The sequence below is a fragment of the Serratia sp. LS-1 genome, from assembly GCF_003719595.1.
Lineage (GTDB): Bacteria > Pseudomonadota > Gammaproteobacteria > Enterobacterales > Enterobacteriaceae > Serratia > Serratia ureilytica.
In genome coordinates, this window is sequence record NZ_CP033504.1 from 4,298,911 (window position 1) to 4,317,231 (window position 18,321).

11 protein-coding genes, 3 tRNA genes and 3 rRNA genes are annotated in these 18,321 nt (G+C 56.7%); 2 read left to right on the forward strand and 15 right to left on the reverse strand.

Annotation, left to right across the window (positions count from 1 at the left end; translation table 11 throughout):
• Positions 1 to 2: 2 nt before the first annotated feature.
• The 6 genes from ilvD to EDY99_RS20535 all read right to left on the reverse strand — a co-directional run bounded on the left by ilvD (position 3) and on the right by EDY99_RS20535 (position 6,418).
• On the reverse strand, positions 3 to 1,853 hold the full coding sequence (ilvD, locus tag EDY99_RS20510) for a dihydroxy-acid dehydratase (RefSeq protein ID WP_015379395.1): 1,851 nt from the start codon (positions 1,851 to 1,853) through the stop codon (positions 3 to 5).
• Between the two features lie 107 nt (positions 1,854 to 1,960).
• Entirely contained in the window at positions 1,961 to 2,887 is a 927-nt protein-coding gene (locus EDY99_RS20515) for a branched-chain amino acid transaminase (RefSeq protein WP_033645378.1), read from the reverse strand.
• A 23-nt stretch (positions 2,888 to 2,910) separates the two neighbouring features.
• The gene (gene ilvM, locus EDY99_RS20520; RefSeq protein WP_004929955.1) at positions 2,911 to 3,168 is read right to left on the reverse strand and encodes an acetolactate synthase 2 small subunit; all 258 of its coding nucleotides are present in this window, start codon (positions 3,166 to 3,168) and stop codon (positions 2,911 to 2,913) included.
• The gene (gene ilvG / locus EDY99_RS20525; RefSeq protein ID WP_033645379.1) at positions 3,165 to 4,811 is read right to left on the reverse strand and encodes an acetolactate synthase 2 catalytic subunit; all 1,647 of its coding nucleotides are present in this window, start codon (positions 4,809 to 4,811) and stop codon (positions 3,165 to 3,167) included. Before ilvG ends, ilvM begins: the two co-directional genes overlap by 4 nt.
• Before the next feature lie 142 nt (positions 4,812 to 4,953).
• Positions 4,954 to 5,052, reverse strand: a complete 99-nt coding sequence (gene ilvL / locus EDY99_RS20530) for an ilv operon leader peptide (protein ID WP_013814970.1) — start codon at positions 5,050 to 5,052, stop codon at positions 4,954 to 4,956.
• Between the two features lie 133 nt (positions 5,053 to 5,185).
• The gene (locus tag EDY99_RS20535) at positions 5,186 to 6,418 is read right to left on the reverse strand and encodes an MFS transporter (RefSeq protein WP_089195298.1); all 1,233 of its coding nucleotides are present in this window, start codon (positions 6,416 to 6,418) and stop codon (positions 5,186 to 5,188) included.
• A gap of 341 nt (positions 6,419 to 6,759) precedes the next feature.
• Between EDY99_RS20535 and EDY99_RS20540 the strand changes: the two genes are divergently transcribed.
• On the forward strand, positions 6,760 to 8,283 hold the full coding sequence (locus tag EDY99_RS20540; RefSeq protein WP_101452725.1) for a YifB family Mg chelatase-like AAA ATPase: 1,524 nt from the start codon (positions 6,760 to 6,762) through the stop codon (positions 8,281 to 8,283).
• A 28-nt stretch (positions 8,284 to 8,311) separates the two neighbouring features.
• Here the strand turns inward: EDY99_RS20540 and EDY99_RS20545 are convergent, their stop codons facing one another.
• Complete coding sequence (locus tag EDY99_RS20545) at positions 8,312 to 8,650, reverse strand: DUF413 domain-containing protein (protein WP_004929946.1); 339 nt, start codon at positions 8,648 to 8,650, stop codon at positions 8,312 to 8,314.
• 119 nt (positions 8,651 to 8,769) lie between these two features.
• On the opposite strand from EDY99_RS20545, the gene hdfR reads away from it, so the two are divergent.
• Entirely contained in the window at positions 8,770 to 9,597 is an 828-nt protein-coding gene (gene hdfR / locus EDY99_RS20550) for an HTH-type transcriptional regulator HdfR (protein WP_033645382.1), read from the forward strand.
• Between the two features lie 269 nt (positions 9,598 to 9,866).
• On the opposite strand, the gene EDY99_RS20555 is transcribed toward hdfR, so the two are convergent.
• The 8 genes from EDY99_RS20555 to btuB form a co-directional block, all read right to left on the reverse strand.
• A tRNA-Trp gene (locus tag EDY99_RS20555) sits at positions 9,867 to 9,942 on the reverse strand.
• 51 nt (positions 9,943 to 9,993) lie between these two features.
• Positions 9,994 to 10,070, reverse strand: a tRNA-Asp gene (locus EDY99_RS20560).
• A 94-nt stretch (positions 10,071 to 10,164) separates the two neighbouring features.
• Positions 10,165 to 10,280: ribosomal RNA gene (gene rrf, locus EDY99_RS20565) — 5S ribosomal RNA — on the reverse strand.
• Between the two features lie 99 nt (positions 10,281 to 10,379).
• Positions 10,380 to 13,287 (reverse strand): 23S ribosomal RNA (locus tag EDY99_RS20570).
• A gap of 239 nt (positions 13,288 to 13,526) precedes the next feature.
• Positions 13,527 to 13,602 (reverse strand) — tRNA-Glu (locus tag EDY99_RS20575).
• A gap of 88 nt (positions 13,603 to 13,690) precedes the next feature.
• Positions 13,691 to 15,232 (reverse strand): 16S ribosomal RNA (locus EDY99_RS20580).
• Together the 16S, 23S and 5S rRNA genes with 3 tRNA genes alongside form the textbook arrangement of a ribosomal RNA operon.
• 373 nt (positions 15,233 to 15,605) lie before the next feature.
• Positions 15,606 to 16,469, reverse strand: a complete 864-nt coding sequence (gene murI / locus EDY99_RS20585; protein WP_025921004.1) for a glutamate racemase — start codon at positions 16,467 to 16,469, stop codon at positions 15,606 to 15,608.
• On the reverse strand, positions 16,414 to 18,285 hold the full coding sequence (btuB, locus tag EDY99_RS20590; RefSeq protein WP_033645223.1) for a TonB-dependent vitamin B12 receptor BtuB: 1,872 nt from the start codon (positions 18,283 to 18,285) through the stop codon (positions 16,414 to 16,416). The genes murI and btuB overlap by 56 nt, the downstream gene beginning before the upstream one ends.
• Between the last annotated feature and the right edge of the window lie 36 nt (positions 18,286 to 18,321).

Sequence of the window (18,321 nt, forward strand, 5' to 3'; positions counted from 1 at the left end):
GCTTATCCCCCCAGTTTGCTCTTGTCGCGCACCGCGCCTTTGTCGGCGCTGGTGGCCAACGAGGCGTAGGCGCGCAGCGCGAAGGACACCTGACGTTCACGATTTTTCGGCGTCCAGGCCGCGTCGCCGCGCGCCAGTTCCGCCTCATGCCGCGCCGCCAACTCCTGCTCGCTGACATCCAGCTGGATGCCGCGATGAGGAATGTCGATCGCGATCATGTCGCCGTCCTGCACCAGGGCGATCAGGCCGCCGTTAGCCGCTTCCGGCGAAGCGTGGCCGATGGACAACCCGGAGGTGCCGCCGGAGAAACGCCCGTCGGTGATCAGCGCGCACGCTTTGCCCAGCCCCATCGATTTCAGGTAGGTGGTTGGATAAAGCATTTCCTGCATGCCCGGCCCGCCTTTCGGCCCTTCGTAACGGATAACGACCACGTCGCCCGCCACCACTTTGCCGCCGAGGATCGCTTCTACCGCGTCATCCTGGCTTTCATACACTTTGGCCGGGCCGCGGAAGGTGAGGATTTCTTTATCCACGCCGGCGGTTTTGACGATGCAGCCGTTTTCCGCCAGGTTGCCGTACAGCACCGCCAATCCGCCGTCCTGACTGTAGGCGTGCTCACGGGTGCGGATGCAGCCTTCCTTGCGGTCGGTGTCCAGCGAATCCCAACGGCAGTCCTGAGAGAATGCCTGCGTGGTGCGGATACCGGCCGGCCCGGCGGAGTACATTTTCTTGACGCTTTCGTCGCGGGTCAGCATCACGTCGTAAGCTTCCAGCGTCTGCGGCAGGGTCAGCCCCAATACGTTGTTCACCTCGCGGTTCAGCAAGCCGGCGCGATCCAGCTCGCCGAGGATGCCGATCACGCCGCCGGCGCGGTGCACGTCTTCCATGTGATATTTCTGCGTGCTCGGTGCCACCTTGCACAGGTGCGGCACTTTGCGCGACAGACGATCGATGTCTTCCATGGTGAAGTCCACCTCGCCTTCCTGCGCCGAAGCCAGCAGGTGCAGCACGGTGTTGGTCGAACCGCCCATGGCGATATCCAGCGTCATGGCGTTTTCGAACGCCGCCTTGTTGGCGATATTGCGCGGCAGCGCGCTTTCGTCATCCTGCTCGTAATAACGTTTGGTCAGCTCGACAATGCGCTTGCCGGCGTTGAGGAACAGTTCCTTACGATCGGCGTGGGTGGCCAGCAGCGAACCGTTGCCCGGCTGCGACAGGCCCAGCGCTTCGGTCAGGCAGTTCATCGAGTTGGCGGTGAACATGCCGGAGCAAGAGCCGCAGGTCGGGCAGGCGGAACGCTCGATCTGCTCGCTGTCGGCGTCGCTGACGTTCGGGTTCGCGCCCTGGATCATCGCGTCCACCAGATCCAGCTTGATGATCTGGTTGGAGAGTTTGGTTTTGCCGGCTTCCATCGGGCCGCCGGAAACGAAGATCACCGGAATGTTCAGGCGCAACGCCGCCATCAGCATGCCCGGGGTGATTTTGTCGCAGTTGGAGATGCACACCATCGCGTCGGCGCAGTGGGCGTTCACCATGTATTCGACCGAGTCGGCGATCAGCTCGCGCGACGGCAGGGAATAGAGCATGCCGCCGTGGCCCATGGCGATGCCGTCATCCACCGCGATGGTGTTGAACTCTTTGGCCACGCCGCCTGAAGCTTCGATCTGTTCGGCGACCAGTTTGCCCAGATCGCGCAGATGCACGTGGCCCGGCACGAACTGGGTAAAGGAGTTGACCACGGCGATGATCGGCTTGCCGAAATCGGCGTCGGTCATCCCGGTCGCGCGCCACAATGCGCGGGCACCCGCCATATTGCGGCCGTGGGTGGTGGTGGCGGAACGGTACTTAGGCATGCTCTTTTCACTCCAAATGTATTTATGGCAGGCGGCGAACGAACCGCCTGGATATTTCTTATCTTGTCTGTCTTGTCGTCCGCCACGCTGCGCGGCGAGCCTTGTCGTTACGGGTTTACCGGATCCAGCCACCCGTATTTGTCTTCGGTCTTGCCGCTGAACAGGCCGAAGAACGCCTGTTGGATCTGTTTGGTCACCGGGCCGCATTTGCCGATACCGACCTGAATGCCGTCCACGCTGCGCACCGGCGTGATTTCCGCCGCGGTGCCGGACATGAACACTTCGTCGGCCAGGTACAGCGATTCGCGCGACAGCACCTGCTCGCGCACGTCGAAGCCCATGTCTTTCGCCAGCTTAATGATCGCGTCGCGGGTGATGCCCGGCAGCGCCGACGAGGTGAACGGCGGGGTATAGAGCACGCCGTCTTTCACTTCAAACAGGTTCTCGCCCGCCCCTTCGGAAATGTAGCCGTGCACGTCGAGCGCGATGCCTTCCTGATAGCCGTGGCGGCGCGCTTCGCTGCCCACCAGCAGGGAGGAAAGATAGTTGCCGCCGGCCTTGGCCGCAGTGGGGATCGTGTTTGGTGCGACGCGGTGCCAGGAGGAGACCATCGCATCGATGCCTTGATCCAGCGCTTCTTCACCCAAATAAGCGCCCCAAGGAAACGCCGCGATAATCACGTCCGTTTTATAACCGGCCGGCGGGTTGACGCCCATGCCGACATCGCCGACGAACACCAGCGGACGAATGTACGCGCTGACCAGGTTGTTCTTGCGCAGCGTAGCGCGGCAGGCTTCCATCAGCTCGTCGACGCTTTGCGACACCGGCATGCGGTAGATTTTCGCCGAATCGTGCAGGCGCTGCATATGCTCGCGATGACGGAATACCACCGGCCCCAAGTGCGAGTCATAGCAGCGTACGCCTTCAAACACCGACGTGCCGTAATGCAACGCGTGCGACATCACGTGCACTTTGGCCTCGGCCCAAGGAACCATCTCACCATTGAACCAAATGTAATCGGCTTTCTTTGTCATTGTTATTTATCCTTCTCGGCGCCTCAGGCGCGTATTTGTTGTGATGTTGGCTGCTGGATCTCGACGCAGGAGACGTCCATCAGTTTGCTTAATTGAGATGACAACAGGGCGACCGGACGCGGGCTGGCAACGGTCAATTCGATATTGATGCTGTCGGCGTTGGCCGGGGAAACCATATTCATAGCACAAACCTGAAAGCCGCGATGACGCACGACCCGCAATACGCGCTCTAACATTTCGGGGCGAAAACGCGCCTGGATCGAGAGTTGATGCTGCATCATGATATTTCCTCCAACATGGTTTCGTTGCCGGCGCCCGGCGGCACCAGCGGCCAGACGTTTTCGAGTTCGTCGATAGAGACCTGCAGCAGATAAGGGCCTTCGGTGTTGAACAGCGCCTCGAGCGCGCCCTCCACCTGATCCTTGCGGCTGATGCGCTGGCCGGGAATGCCGAAGGCAGCGGCCAGCATCAGGAAGTCGGGGTTATCGGACAGGTTGGTTTCGCTGTAGCGGCCGTCGAAGAACAGCTGCTGCCATTGGCGCACCATTCCGAGGCGCTGGTTGTCCAGCAGCACGATCTTCAGCGGCAGCTGTTTGCGCTTAATGGTGCCCAGTTCTTGCACGTTCATCATGAAGGAGCCATCGCCCGAGACACAGATCACCGTATCTTGCGGACGCGCGATCTGGGCCCCGACCGCCGCCGGCACGCCGAATCCCATGGTGCCGAGGCCACTGGAGGTGATGAAATTCTCCGGGCGCTCGAACGTCATGTGCTGCGCGCTCCACATCTGGTGCTGGCCGACGTCGGTGGTCACCACGCTGTTGGCCGGCTTGCGGGCGGACAGCTGGCGCAAGAACAGCGGCGCGTAAATCGGCTGGCCGGGATGATCGTAGCGGCAGGCGTGATCGGCTTTCAGCGCCGTCACCCGTTGCCGCCAGGCGGCGATGTTCAGCGGGCGCTGCAACGCCGGCAGCAACGCTTTCAGATCGCCCTGCAGGGCCACATGCGCCTGGCGCAGCTTGCTCATCTCCGCCGGGTCGATGTCCATGTGGATCACTTTGGCGTGCGGCGCGAAGGCATTCAGCTTGCCGGTCACGCGGTCATCGAAACGCGCGCCGACGGCGATCAGCAGATCGCACTCCTGTACTGCCAGGTTAGCGGCCTTGGTGCCGTGCATGCCCAACATGCCAAGGTACAGCGGATCTTGCGCATCCGGCGCGCCCAGCCCCTTTAGGGTGGCGACGTTCGGCATGCGGGTCACGGCGATGAACTCGCGCAGCGCCGGCACCGCCTGCGCCATGCCCACGCCGCCGCCGACGTACAGCATCGGTTTATGCGCCTGCGCCAGCAGCTCAGCCGCCTCGGCCAACGCCGCCGTCGGTAACGCCGGCGCTTCATCGACCGGCATCAAATGCGGATGCAGGTCGCCTTGCGCCAGCTGGATGTCTTTCGGGATATCGATCAGCACCGGGCCAGGACGGCCGCCGGCGGCGATGGCGAAAGCTTCCGCCATGATGCCCGGCAAGGCATCCAGCGATTCCACCAGGAAGCTGTGCTTGGTGCAGGCCAGAGACAGGCCGAGAACATCGATCTCCTGAAAGGCATCGGTGCCGATCAGCGCGGATCCCACCTGACCGGTGATGGCGACAACGGGAACGGAATCGAGCAGCGCATCCGCCAGCCCGGTGATCAGGTTGGTGGCGCCGGGACCGGAAGTGGCGATACAGACACCGACTTTGCCGGTGGCGCGGGCGTAACCGATGGCGGCCATGGCGGCGCCCTGTTCATGGCGGCACAGCAGGTGTTCCACGCCGCCGTCGTACAGCGCATCGTACACCGGCATGATTGCCCCGCCCGGATAGCCGAATACGGTATCCACACCCTGCGCACGCAACGCTTGAACTACCCACTGAGCGCCATTCATAGTTATTTCCCCGCCTTACTTCGACAATCGCAGGATTTTGTTCTGTTTTTCATGCTCTGCCCCTTGCTCCACTTTTCTCTTGCCAATAAAAAACCCCCGGACCTGACGGTGCGGGGGTTCTCTTGCGATTCCGGCTTGTTTGCTAAGCCTTTCTTCGTCCAAGTGCAGCCCCGCACGGTGGGATAATAATCACCACCACGCTAATCACGACTAGGCTAATCACTTGGGCAAAGGCTTTCATAATGGGTTTGTTCACTGTGCTCATTCAGAACTAATGCTTACAGAGGTACCACAGCCGCGCGCGACATGACAACACTTTTTTTGCGTTATTATTCGGCGCAATCTGGTCATACCTCACGCGAATCGCCCGGATTTCACACGTTGGCGCGCATACCTGGATTTTTCACCGCGCCGGTGATGGCCTTGCCACGCGTATCCTTGCCGAAGAACACCAACAGAGCGATCGCCACCGCCACCGTCCCGGCAACCATGGCCATCGCCAGGCCGTAATTATGCCCATGATGCTCGGCCAGGGTGGCTTGCAGCGTGGCGTTGACCGAAGCGATCAGGTTGCCCAGCTGATACACGAACCCCGGCAGCACCGCGCGGGTGTTGGCCGGCACCAGCTCGGTCAGGTAGGTCGGCACCACGCCCCAGGCGCCCTGCACCATGAATTGCATCAGGAAAGCGCCGATCCCGAGCATCAGCGAACCGCTGGAAAACGCCCACAGCGGGATCACCGGTAACGCCAACAATGCGGCGATGATAATCGCTTTTTTGCGGCCGATTTTTTCCGATAACGAACCGAAGAAAACGCCGCCGATAATTGACGCGATATTGTAGCTAATGGCGATGATACTGACGGTTTTCGGATCGAAACCGTGCTGAACTTTCAGAAATACCGGATACAGATCCTGCGTGCCGTGAGAGAAGAAATTGAACGCCGCCATCAGCAGCACCAGATAGCAGCACAGCTTCCAGTGGCTCTTCAACACCGGCAGCAAGGTGCTGCTTTCTTTACGTTCACGCGCCGCCAGCCACACCGGCGACTCCTGCACGCAATAATAAATAAACGGCAGCAGCAGGATCGGCGCCGCGCCGATGACGAACATGCCGCGCCAGCCGACCGTTTCGAACAGCAGGCCGTACACCACCGCCGCCAGCAGATAACCGAACGGATAGCCGGCCTGGAAAATGCCCGACATCAAGCCGCGCGAGCGGTCCGGTATGGTTTCCATCGCCAATGATGACGCCACGCCCCAGATACCGCCCATCGCAACGCCGTACAACACTCGTAACAGCAAGAAGACCGTCAGCGAGGGCGCGGCGGCGGAGAGCAGCTCAAACACCGAGAAGAAGACGATATTCAGCATCAGGATCGGTTTGCGGCCATACTTTTCCGCAGCGCGCCCGAAGATCAGCGCGCCGATCGGCCGCACCGCCAGCGTGAGCAGAATCGCCAACGTGACCTGTTCCAGGCCGACGTGAAAGGATTGTGCGATGTCGCTGAGTAAGAATACCAGTACGAAAAAATCGAAAGCGTCGAGCGTCCAGCTTGAAAAACTGGCGATTGCCGCATTGCGTTGCAGCGGGGTCCAACCAAACATAGTGTTATCCCTACCGTAGAGTACGAAGTCAGGAGATTTAGCGGCTGCCGGGCAGACTGCCGCGGCGGTCGGAGTGTGTTAAAGAAGTGATTTTTCTTTTAATCAATTGTTAAATACACCCATCAAGCCTATGGCTGCAATGCGTACAGGCCGCTAATGTGTTGCAGGCTTCAGCGAATTGTTAATGGGTATTGCCACAGGCTGCGAGGCGGTTCGCACAATCTTTTTCAATTCGATGAAAATCAGTGATTATGCTGCGAGTTTCATGGAAAAAATGCCAAGAACGCCGCGCGGCACCTGGATAAATCGCGCATCATGCCGCCCTCAGCAAGGAGAGCGATATGTCACTGGCGGTAATCTATAGCCGCGCCATCATCGGCGTTCAGGCCCCTTCCGTAACGGTAGAGGTGCATATCAGCAATGGCCTGCCCGGCCTGACGCTGGTTGGCCTGCCGGAAACCACGGTAAAAGAGGCGCGCGATCGGGTGCGCAGCGCCCTGATCAACAACGGTTTCACCTTTCCCGCCCGCCGCATCACCGTCAATTTGGCGCCGGCCGATCTGCCGAAAGAAGGCGGGCGCTACGATCTGCCGATTGCGCTGGCGATCCTCGCCGCCTCCGAGCAACTGCCCCTCGCCCCGTTGGCACGCTACGAGTTTCTTGGCGAACTGGCGCTGTCCGGCGCGCTGCGCGCGGTCAGAGGCGCCATCCCGGCGGCGCTGGCGGCGGCTGACGCCGGGCGACAATTGGTCCTCTCCACGGACAACGCCGCCGAGGTCGGCCTGATTGCGCAGTCACAATCCCATACAGCCCAACACCTGTTGGAGGTCTGTGCCTTTTTGCTCGGTCAGGGCGAGCTGCCGGTAGCCATCACGCCTCCCGCGGCAGACAACCCGCATGAAAACGCCGATCTGCGCGACATCATCGGCCAAGAGCAGGCCAAGCGGGCATTAGAGATCGCTGCCGCCGGCGGGCATAACCTATTGTTGATTGGGCCGCCGGGCACCGGTAAAACCATGCTGGCCAGCCGACTGACGGGCTTACTGCCGCCGCTGACGGAACCTGAGGCGCTGGAAAGCCTGGCGGTCGCCAGCTTGCAGCATCCTGTTCTCACCGCTTTGCCATGGCGCCAGAGGCCATTTCGCGCACCGCATCACAGCGCATCGATGGCGGCGTTGGTCGGCGGCGGCTCACTGCCGCGCCCGGGTGAGATATCTATGGCGCATAACGGCGTGCTGTTTCTGGATGAGCTGCCGGAATTCGAGCGTAAGGTGCTGGATGCGCTGCGTGAACCGCTGGAATCCGGCGAGATCGTGATTTCACGCGCCAACGCCAAGGTCTGCTTCCCGGCCAAGGTGCAATTGATCGCGGCGATGAATCCCAGCCCAACCGGGCATTACCAGGGCATGCATAATCGCGCCTCGCCGCAGCAGGTGCTGCGCTACCTGGCCCGGCTGTCAGGGCCTTTTCTCGATCGTTTCGATCTGTCTATCGAAGTGCCGCTGTTACCTCCAGGTACGCTCAGTAAGCGGCAAACTCAGGGAGAAAGCAGCGAGCAGGTGCGGGAAAGAGTGCGACAGGCACGCACCCGGCAGCTCGAACGCGCCGGTAAAATCAACGCGCTGTTAAACAACCGTGAAGTGGAACGGGATTGCGTGTTGCAGGCGGCAGACGCCGAGTTTTTGGAAGTGACATTAAACGCGTTGGGGTTATCGGTCCGCGCCTGGCAGCGCATCTTGAAAGTGGCGCGCACGCTGGCGGATTTGGCGGGGGATGCCGAGATCGGCAGGCGCCACCTCAGCGAAGCGCTGAGCTATCGCAGTATGGACCGTCTGCTGTTACAACTGCATCGTAGTCTGGAATAGAAAATGGGGCCCGAAGGCCCCATCGTCTTTAGTCTTCGCTGTCGCTGTAATCTTCTACTGCGTCAGCCTGCGGCTTACCGCCGGACAGCGTATGGAATTTCTTCGGGCGACGTGTGCGCGCCAGATATTTAGCCCATACTTTTTCCTGCTCGGTAGCCGCTTCGCGCTCACCGCGGCACACTGCGACGAACAGCTGTTCTTCTTCAGTGGCCGGCTGGCGTTTGCCCGAGTCCAGCTCGTTAAACGCGTAGCCGAAGCGCTCTAGCAATTGCGCCTCTTTAATGGTGAAATCGCCGTGACGGGAGAACCCGCGAGGGTAATGTTTATTATCAAAAAAACGATTGGTCGTGGTGAAGCTATCCGCCATCTGACACGCTCCTAATTCTCTTATGGCCGTGCTGTTTATGGCGCGGAGTATTAGATAGGCTTGACAGCGTGTAAAACAAAACATTTAAATCTTAACGACAAATTTTTTTGGAGATAGGTGTGGATACCGAATTACTGAAAACCTTTTTGGAGGTCAGTAGAACGCGTCACTTTGGCAGAGCCGCAGAATCTTTGTACTTAACGCAGTCCGCGGTCAGTTTCCGCATCCGTCAGTTAGAAAACCAGTTGGGCGCAAATTTATTTACCCGTCATCGCAATAACATCCGCCTGACGCCTGCCGGCGAGCGGCTTCTTCCCTATGCCGAAAGCCTGATGAACACCTGGCAGTTGGCGAAGAAAGAGGTCGTGCGTTCACTGCAACATACCGAGCTGTCGATCGGCGCGACTGCCTCGTTGTGGGAGGCTTATTTGACCCCCTGGTTGCAATCTCTCTATCAACAAAGAGAGGCGCTGCAGCTCGAAGCCAGGGTGGCCTTAAGGCACTCTTTGGTAAAGCAACTGCATGAAAGGCAGCTCGATTTACTGATCACCACTGAGCCGCCAAAGATGGACGAACTGGCCAGCCAGCAGCTGGGCAATTTCTCATTACGCCTGTTCTCATCCGCGCGTCGTGACAAGCAATCCCCCATGCCGTACATCAAGCTGGAATGGGGGGCCGACTTCCACCAACAGGAAAACCGCATGTTGGAAGGTGATAACGTGCCGGTACTCACGACCACCTCGGCACACCTGACGCGTCAGTTGCTGGAAACCACAGGCGGATGCGCTTTCCTGCCCAGCCAGTGGGAAAAAGAGTATCCGCAGTTGCTTGCCGCCGCCGAGATCCCGCCGATTGTCCGCCCACTGTATGCCGTCTGGTTGCAAAACAGCGATCAACAGCCTTTGATTCGGCAATTACTTAAAATACCTTTAAATACCGCAGCCTAAAGCGCTATGGCGGCCTTAAAAGCCGCCGCCGTGGTCATGGCTGTCTATCATACCAAAAACCGCCCATCGCCTTCTGAGAGAAGAAAATGCAAAACGGTAGGAGAATCAGGAGGTCTGCGGGGGTAAAGATCGAAAGATCATAAGGCAACTCGGATCAGATAGACATCAGCATAGAGCATCTAATGTGCTCTTTTCCAAAGCGGGAATGCTCCAAGGGAAGGGATAGTAGGTAAAAAAAAACCCTTTGCTTTCGCAAAGGGTTCTTAATATGGCAGGGGCGGAGAGACTCGAACTCGCGACACCCGGTTTTGGAGACCGGTGCTCTACCAACTGAGCTACGCCCCTAAATCTCGCTTAACATTATGCCTGCTAAAAAAGCAGGCACAATTAAATAAGTGGCGGAACGGACGGGGCTCGAACCCGCGACCCCCTGCGTGACAGGCAGGTATTCTAACCAACTGAACTACCGCTCCACCGATTCTTTTACGTTGTATCTTTCGATACCGGCAATATCGCGCTCTGCGACTTGCGCATTACCAGTCGTCACACTGATAACGTTTATTTGATGCCTGGCAGTGTCCTACTCTCGCATGGGGAGACCCCACACTACCATCGGCGCTACGGCGTTTCACTTCTGAGTTCGGCATGGGGTCAGGTGGGACCACCGCGCTATTGCCGCCAGGCAAATTCTGTTTCATTCCAACCGCCTCACTTCCATGAAGCCATCAGAACCAATCTTGGAACGTCGCTGAAAATCTCTCTAAAAACACCTTCGGTGTTGTAAGGTTAAGCCTCACGGATCATTAGTACTGGTTAGCTCAATGCATCGCTGCACTTACACACCCAGCCTATCAACGTCTTAGTCTTAAACGTTCCTTCAGGGGCCTTGAAGGCCCAGGGAAGACTCATCTTGAGGCAAGTTTCGCGCTTAGATGCTTTCAGCGCTTATCTTTTCCGCACTTAGCTACCGGGCAATGCCATTGGCATGACAACCCGAACACCAGTGGTGCGTTCACTCCGGTCCTCTCGTACTAGGAGCAACCCCTCTCAATCTTCCAACGCCCACGGCAGATAGGGACCGAACTGTCTCACGACGTTCTAAACCCAGCTCGCGTACCACTTTAAATGGCGAACAGCCATACCCTTGGGACCTACTTCAGCCCCAGGATGTGATGAGCCGACATCGAGGTGCCAAACACCGCCGTCGATATGAACTCTTGGGCGGTATCAGCCTGTTATCCCCGGAGTACCTTTTATCCGTTGAGCGATGGCCCTTCCATTCAGAACCACCGGATCACTAAGACCTACTTTCGTACCTGCTCGAGCCGTCACTCTCGCAGTCAAGCTAGCTTATGCCTTTGCACTAACCTCACGATGTCCGACCGTGATTAGCTAACCTTCGTGCTCCTCCGTTACTCTTTGGGAGGAGACCGCCCCAGTCAAACTACCCACCAGACACTGTCCTCACCCCAGATTATGGGGCCGAGTTAGAACATCAAACATTAAAGGGTGGTATTTCAAGGATGGCTCCACGCAGACTGGCGTCCACGCTTCAAAGCCTCCCACCTATCCTACACATCAAGGCTCAATGTTCAGTGTCAAGCTATAGTAAAGGTTCACGGGGTCTTTCCGTCTTGCCGCGGGTACACTGCATCTTCACAGCGAGTTCAATTTCACTGAGTCTCGGGTGGAGACAGCCTGGCCATCATTACGCCATTCGTGCAGGTCGGAACTTACCCGACAAGGAATTTCGCTACCTTAGGACCGTTATAGTTACGGCCGCCGTTTACTGGGGCTTCGATCAAGAGCTTCGCCTTGCGGCTGACCCCATCAATTAACCTTCCAGCACCGGGCAGGCGTCACACCGTATACGTCCACTTTCGTGTTTGCACAGTGCTGTGTTTTTATTAAACAGTTGCAGCCAGCTGGTATCTTCGACTGGCTTCAGCTCCATCCGCAAGGGACTTCACCTACATGCCAGCGTGCCTTCTCCCGAAGTTACGGCACCATTTTGCCTAGTTCCTTCACCCGAGTTCTCTCAAGCGCCTTGGTATTCTCTACCTGACCACCTGTGTCGGTTTGGGGTACGATTTAATGTTACCTGGAGCTTAGAGGATTTTCCTGGAAGCAGGGCATCAACTACTTCTGCACCGTAGTGCATCGTCATCACGCCTCAGGGTTAGTATGCAACCGGATTTACCAGGTCACACCCCCTACACGCTTAAACCGGGACAACCGTCGCCCGGCCAGCCTAGCCTTCTCCGTCCCCCCTTCGCAGTAACACCAAGTACAGGAATATTAACCTGTTTCCCATCGACTACGCTTTTCAGCCTCGCCTTAGGGGTCGACTCACCCTGCCCCGATTAACGTTGGACAGGAACCCTTGGTCTTCCGGCGAGCGGGCTTTTCACCCGCTTTATCGTTACTTATGTCAGCATTCGCACTTCTGATACCTCCAGCAACCCTCACAGGCCACCTTCAACGGCTTACAGAACGCTCCCCTACCCAACAACGCCTAAGCGTCGCTGCCGCAGCTTCGGTGCATGGTTTAGCCCCGTTACATCTTCCGCGCAGGCCGACTCGACCAGTGAGCTATTACGCTTTCTTTAAATGATGGCTGCTTCTAAGCCAACATCCTGGCTGTCTATGCCTTCCCACATCGTTTCCCACTTAACCATGACTTTGGGACCTTAGCTGGCGGTCTGGGTTGTTTCCCTCTTCACGACGGACGTTAGCACCCGCCGTGTGTCTCCCGTGATAACATTCTTCGGTATTCGGAGTTTGCATCGGTTTGGTAAGCCGGGATGGCCCCCTAGCCGAAACAGTGCTCTACCCCCGAAGATGAGTTCACGAGGCGCTACCTAAATAGCTTTCGGGGAGAACCAGCTATCTCCCGGTTTGATTGGCCTTTCACCCCCAGCCACAAGTCATCCGCTAATTTTTCAACATTAGTCGGTTCGGTCCTCCAGTTAGTGTTACCCAACCTTCAACCTGCCCATGGCTAGATCACCGGGTTTCGGGTCTATACCTTGCAACTAGTCGCCCAGTTAAGACTCGGTTTCCCTACGGCTCCCCTATACGGTTAACCTTGCTACAAAATATAAGTCGCTGACCCATTATACAAAAGGTACGCAGTCACACCACGAAGGTGCTCCCACTGCTTGTACGTACACGGTTTCAGGTTCTATTTCACTCCCCTCGCCGGGGTTCTTTTCGCCTTTCCCTCACGGTACTGGTTCACTATCGGTCAGTCAGGAGTATTTAGCCTTGGAGGATGGTCCCCCCATATTCAGACAGGATGTCACGTGTCCCGCCCTACTCATCGAACTCACGACCTGTGCATTTTAGTGTACGGGGCTATCACCCTTTGCTGCGCGACTTTCCAGACGCTTCCACTAACACACAAGCCGATTCAGGTTCTGGGCTCCTCCCCGTTCGCTCGCCGCTACTGGGGGAATCTCGGTTGATTTCTTTTCCTCGGGGTACTTAGATGTTTCAGTTCCCCCGGTTCGCCTCATGCCACTATGTATTCATGACATGATAGTGTGTCGAAACACACTGGGTTTCCCCATTCGGGTATCGCCGGTTATAACGGTTCATATCACCTTACCGACGCTTTTCGCAGATTAGCACGCCCTTCATCGCCTCTGACTGCCTAGGCATCCACCGTGTACGCTTAGTCACTTAACCTCACAACCCGAAGATGTTTCCATCGTTCGCGCTGCAAACATTTGAGAGACTCTATGACAGGTTACTCTTCATCCCAATACATCTACGGAGGGATAAATTTCAGCCGTCATGTTTCAATTTTCAGCTTGTTCCAGATTGTTAAAGAGCAATATCTTAAACATGACTCGGAAGTCATCTTTAAGATATGGTGTATCGTCAGATACTTGAGACCGCCGCTTTCACCGGGTGGGTCGGAAGCTTGGCGTCCCCTAGGGGATTCGAACCCCTGTTACCGCCGTGAAAGGGCGGTGTCCTAGGCCTCTAGACGAAGGGGACACGACACCGTACTTTTATGACGCTTTTGCTCGTTACTTTTTCATCAGACAATCTGTGTGAGCACGCCACTCGAACTAATATCTTTAGGTAAGGAGGTGATCCAACCGCAGGTTCCCCTACGGTTACCTTGTTACGACTTCACCCCAGTCATGAATCACAAAGTGGTAAGCGCCCTCCCGAAGGTTAAGCTACCTACTTCTTTTGCAACCCACTCCCATGGTGTGACGGGCGGTGTGTACAAGGCCCGGGAACGTATTCACCGTAGCATTCTGATCTACGATTACTAGCGATTCCGACTTCATGGAGTCGAGTTGCAGACTCCAATCCGGACTACGACGTACTTTATGAGGTCCGCTTGCTCTCGCGAGGTCGCTTCTCTTTGTATACGCCATTGTAGCACGTGTGTAGCCCTACTCGTAAGGGCCATGATGACTTGACGTCATCCCCACCTTCCTCCAGTTTATCACTGGCAGTCTCCTTTGAGTTCCCGGCCGAACCGCTGGCAACAAAGGATAAGGGTTGCGCTCGTTGCGGGACTTAACCCAACATTTCACAACACGAGCTGACGACAGCCATGCAGCACCTGTCTCAGAGTTCCCGAAGGCACCAATCCATCTCTGGAAAGTTCTCTGGATGTCAAGAGTAGGTAAGGTTCTTCGCGTTGCATCGAATTAAACCACATGCTCCACCGCTTGTGCGGGCCCCCGTCAATTCATTTGAGTTTTAACCTTGCGGCCGTACTCCCCAGGCGGTCGATTTAACGCGTTAGCTCCGGAAGCCACGCCTCAAGGGCACAACCTCCAAATCGACATCGTTTACAGCGTGGACTACCAGGGTATCTAATCCTGTTTGCTCCCCACGCTTTCGCACCTGAGCGTCAGTCTTCGTCCAGGGGGCCGCCTTCGCCACCGGTATTCCTCCAGATCTCTACGCATTTCACCGCTACACCTGGAATTCTACCCCCCTCTACGAGACTCTAGCTTGCCAGTTTCAAATGCAGTTCCCAGGTTGAGCCCGGGGATTTCACATCTGACTTAACAAACCGCCTGCGTGCGCTTTACGCCCAGTAATTCCGATTAACGCTTGCACCCTCCGTATTACCGCGGCTGCTGGCACGGAGTTAGCCGGTGCTTCTTCTGCGAGTAACGTCAATTGATGAGCGTATTAAGCTCACCACCTTCCTCCTCGCTGAAAGTGCTTTACAACCCGAAGGCCTTCTTCACACACGCGGCATGGCTGCATCAGGCTTGCGCCCATTGTGCAATATTCCCCACTGCTGCCTCCCGTAGGAGTCTGGACCGTGTCTCAGTTCCAGTGTGGCTGGTCATCCTCTCAGACCAGCTAGGGATCGTCGCCTAGGTGAGCCATTACCCCACCTACTAGCTAATCCCATCTGGGCACATCTGATGGCAAGAGGCCCGAAGGTCCCCCTCTTTGGTCTTGCGACGTTATGCGGTATTAGCTACCGTTTCCAGTAGTTATCCCCCTCCATCAGGCAGTTTCCCAGACATTACTCACCCGTCCGCCGCTCGTCACCCAGGGAGCAAGCTCCCCTGTGCTACCGCTCGACTTGCATGTGTTAAGCCTGCCGCCAGCGTTCAATCTGAGCCATGATCAAACTCTTCAATTAAAAGCTTGATTTGCTTCCACTCGAGAAGCGATGCTCAAAGATTTACTGCATGAATTTTACTTCAGTTAGTCACTCTTCAAGACTTGATATTTTTTTGCATCCGAAGATACTGGATATCGTCTTGTGGAGTGCCCACACAGATTGTCTGATAAATTGTTAAAGAGCAGTGCCGAGAAACTCATCGGCGCGGGCTGCGTATATTACGCTTTTCACCCGGAGAGTCAAGCGTTTATTTCGCTTTCTTCTCGCTGACCCGGCGGCTTGTCAGTCGTTGTTCCCGGTCAGTGGAGGCGCATTATAGGGAGTTCTCGGCGGGCCGCAACCCCTATTTTCAATATTTTTTCTGACCGTTGAATGTTTAACCAAAACACCGTTAAAGCGGCAGTTTTTTCAACGATTTAAAGCCATAGCCCTGCAAAACGGGCAATAAAGCGTCAGTATCTTCATTTAACGCCATGCAATACGCCAGATTCTCTTCCTGGCTCGAGACCAGGTTTTCCTGCGTAGAGATGAGCCAGGCGGTGCGACGGGCAATCGCCGCGCCGGAATCCACCAATCGGGTGCCTTCCGGCAACACTTGCATCAGCTCTTCAGCTAATAGAGGGAAATGGGTGCAGCCCAGCACGACGGTATCCGGCGGCTCGCGCATGCTCAGCCACGGATGCAGGATCTTCTTCAGCACCGGTAGCGGCACGGCTTCGCCATGCAGCTTGGCTTCCGCTAGCTCCACCAGTTCTGAAGAGCCCAGCAGTTCAATCTTGCAGTCGGTGGCGAAACGGGAAATCAGTTCGTGGGTGTAGCTGCGCTGTACGGTGCCGCGGGTCGCCAACAGGCCGACAATGCCGTTAACGGTAAGACGGGCCGCCGGTTTGATGGCGGGCACCACGCCCACGACAGGGAAACTGAAACGCTCGCGCAGGGCCGGCAAGGAGACCGTGCTGGCGGTGTTGCAGGCGATGACGACAATCGCCAGAGGATGACGTTGCTGCACCGCGCCGACAATCTCCAGCACGCGCTCAACGATAAACTCTTCGGACTTCTCGCCGTAGGGGAACGCCACGTTGTCGAACGCGTATATATAGTGGAGATCCGGCAGCAACTGCCGAATCTCCTGATACACCGACAGCCCGCCGACGCCGGAATCGAAAACCAGCACCGTCGGGCGAGGTGTGGCGGTGCTGTTAGAAGGTATAGCTTCCAGTGAGGTAGTATTCTCTTCCTGGAGTAGCGTAGCCATAGGCCGTCTCATAATCTTTATCAAACAGGTTGGCAATTCTACCACGAACTGTCAGATGAGATGTGACCGGATACGAAACTGCGAGATCCCACAGGCTCACGCCGCCAAGTTTAACGCTTTGTTCCGGATAGGTACTGTAATCCTTGTCATAACGTTGACCCAGATATTGATAAGTCACCGCCCAGTCAAAGTCATACAGCTGCCAGTCCAGCTCATATTTCACCTGCTGCTTGGCGCGCCGCAGCAGCACTTCATTGGTCTTGGCGTTGCGAGGATCGACATAGTCATAACCAATCTGATGCGTCAACGGGCCGGTATCAAACGAGGCCGTAGCTTCAATCCCTTTGATGGTCGCCTTACCCACGTTGTAATAGACGTAGTTGGTTTCCCCCGTGGAATCGATCAAATTGTCGATGTCGTTGCGATAACCGGAGATGCGCCAGGTCACCGGGCCGGTCAGCCCTTCAAAGCCACCTTCCCACTGCTTGCTTTCTTCCGGTTTCAGATCGGTGTTGTTACCGAAGTTGCCGTATAGCTGGCTCATATTCGGTGCTTTGAACGCCGTGCCATACGATGCGATAAAACGGTATCCCTCGACGAATTCCCAGGCCGCGCTGGTTTGCCAGGTGCCATGCCAGCCAAACTCGGAATGATCGTCACCTCGAACCGCACCTTCCAACGTTACCGGGCCAACCAGTTGCTGCGCAGTCAGATAGATGCCTGCATCACGTTGGCTTTTTTCACCCTTCACGGTGGTGGAATCCGGTTTGATTTTCTGTTGCTGCCAGTCGACGCCAGAGCTTACGGTACCCTGTCCAACCTGCAGCGTATTGCCCCACTGCAGGTTGTACTGTTCGGAATCCACCAGGCTGGCCGAGCTGTCATGCATGCCGAGGCGAGGATCGTAATCGTAATCCTTGCTATGGCTGTAGCTGCCAATCACTTGTGTTGCGTAAATGCCTTCTTTATAGCGCAATCCGGTATCCCAGGTTTGGCTATACAGTTTGCGCGTATCCAGCAGAGGGCTGGTCGGTGAGGAATAATAACTATCATACGCCGTGCGGTTGTCGTAACCATACCCGCGCACAAAACCGCTGACCGATTCGCTGAACTGGTGCTCAAGCGCACCATACAGCGACTTACTCATAAAGCCATCGCGATCCTGTTGGCTTTGCATGCCGGTGCTGCCGTAGGCCACCACGTCATACCCTTTGGTGTAGGTGTAGTCACCCGCCACCGTCGCCACGGTGCTGTCGCCCAACTGCTGTTGAGTCGACGCGTCATAGGATTGATAGCCGTTGGAGCCGACGCCGGCTGAGAGCGTAGTACCGTTCTTTTCGCGGGTGGTAATAATGTTGACCACGCCGCCGATGGCGTCGGAACCGTATACCGCCGAGCGCGGGCCGCGGATGTATTCGACTTTCTGCACCAACGAAATCGGGATTTGGCTAAGGTCAGAAGAGCCGCTGACGCCCGCCTGATTAAGGCGAATGCCGTCAATTAGCACCAGCACGTGGCTGGAGTTGGTGCCGCGAATAAACAGCGAGCTCTTTTGCCCCAACCCGCCGTTTTGGCCAACGTCCACGCCCGGCAAACGGCGCATCACGTCGGTCAGGCTCTTGGCCTGCCAACGATCGATATCGTTACGGGTGACGATGGTGGTCGGCGCCAGCACGGAAGAAACCGGCTGCGGGAAACGGTTGGCGGTAACCACCAGGTTATCGCCATTCGTGGCTGTGGTGTTGTCTTGCGCCCATCCAGAAAAAGCCGTGACGGAAGAGACCACCGCCAGCAGCGTATTTTTTGTAATTGTCATGAGAAAAGCATCCAAACTTAATTGGCGGATGCCGCA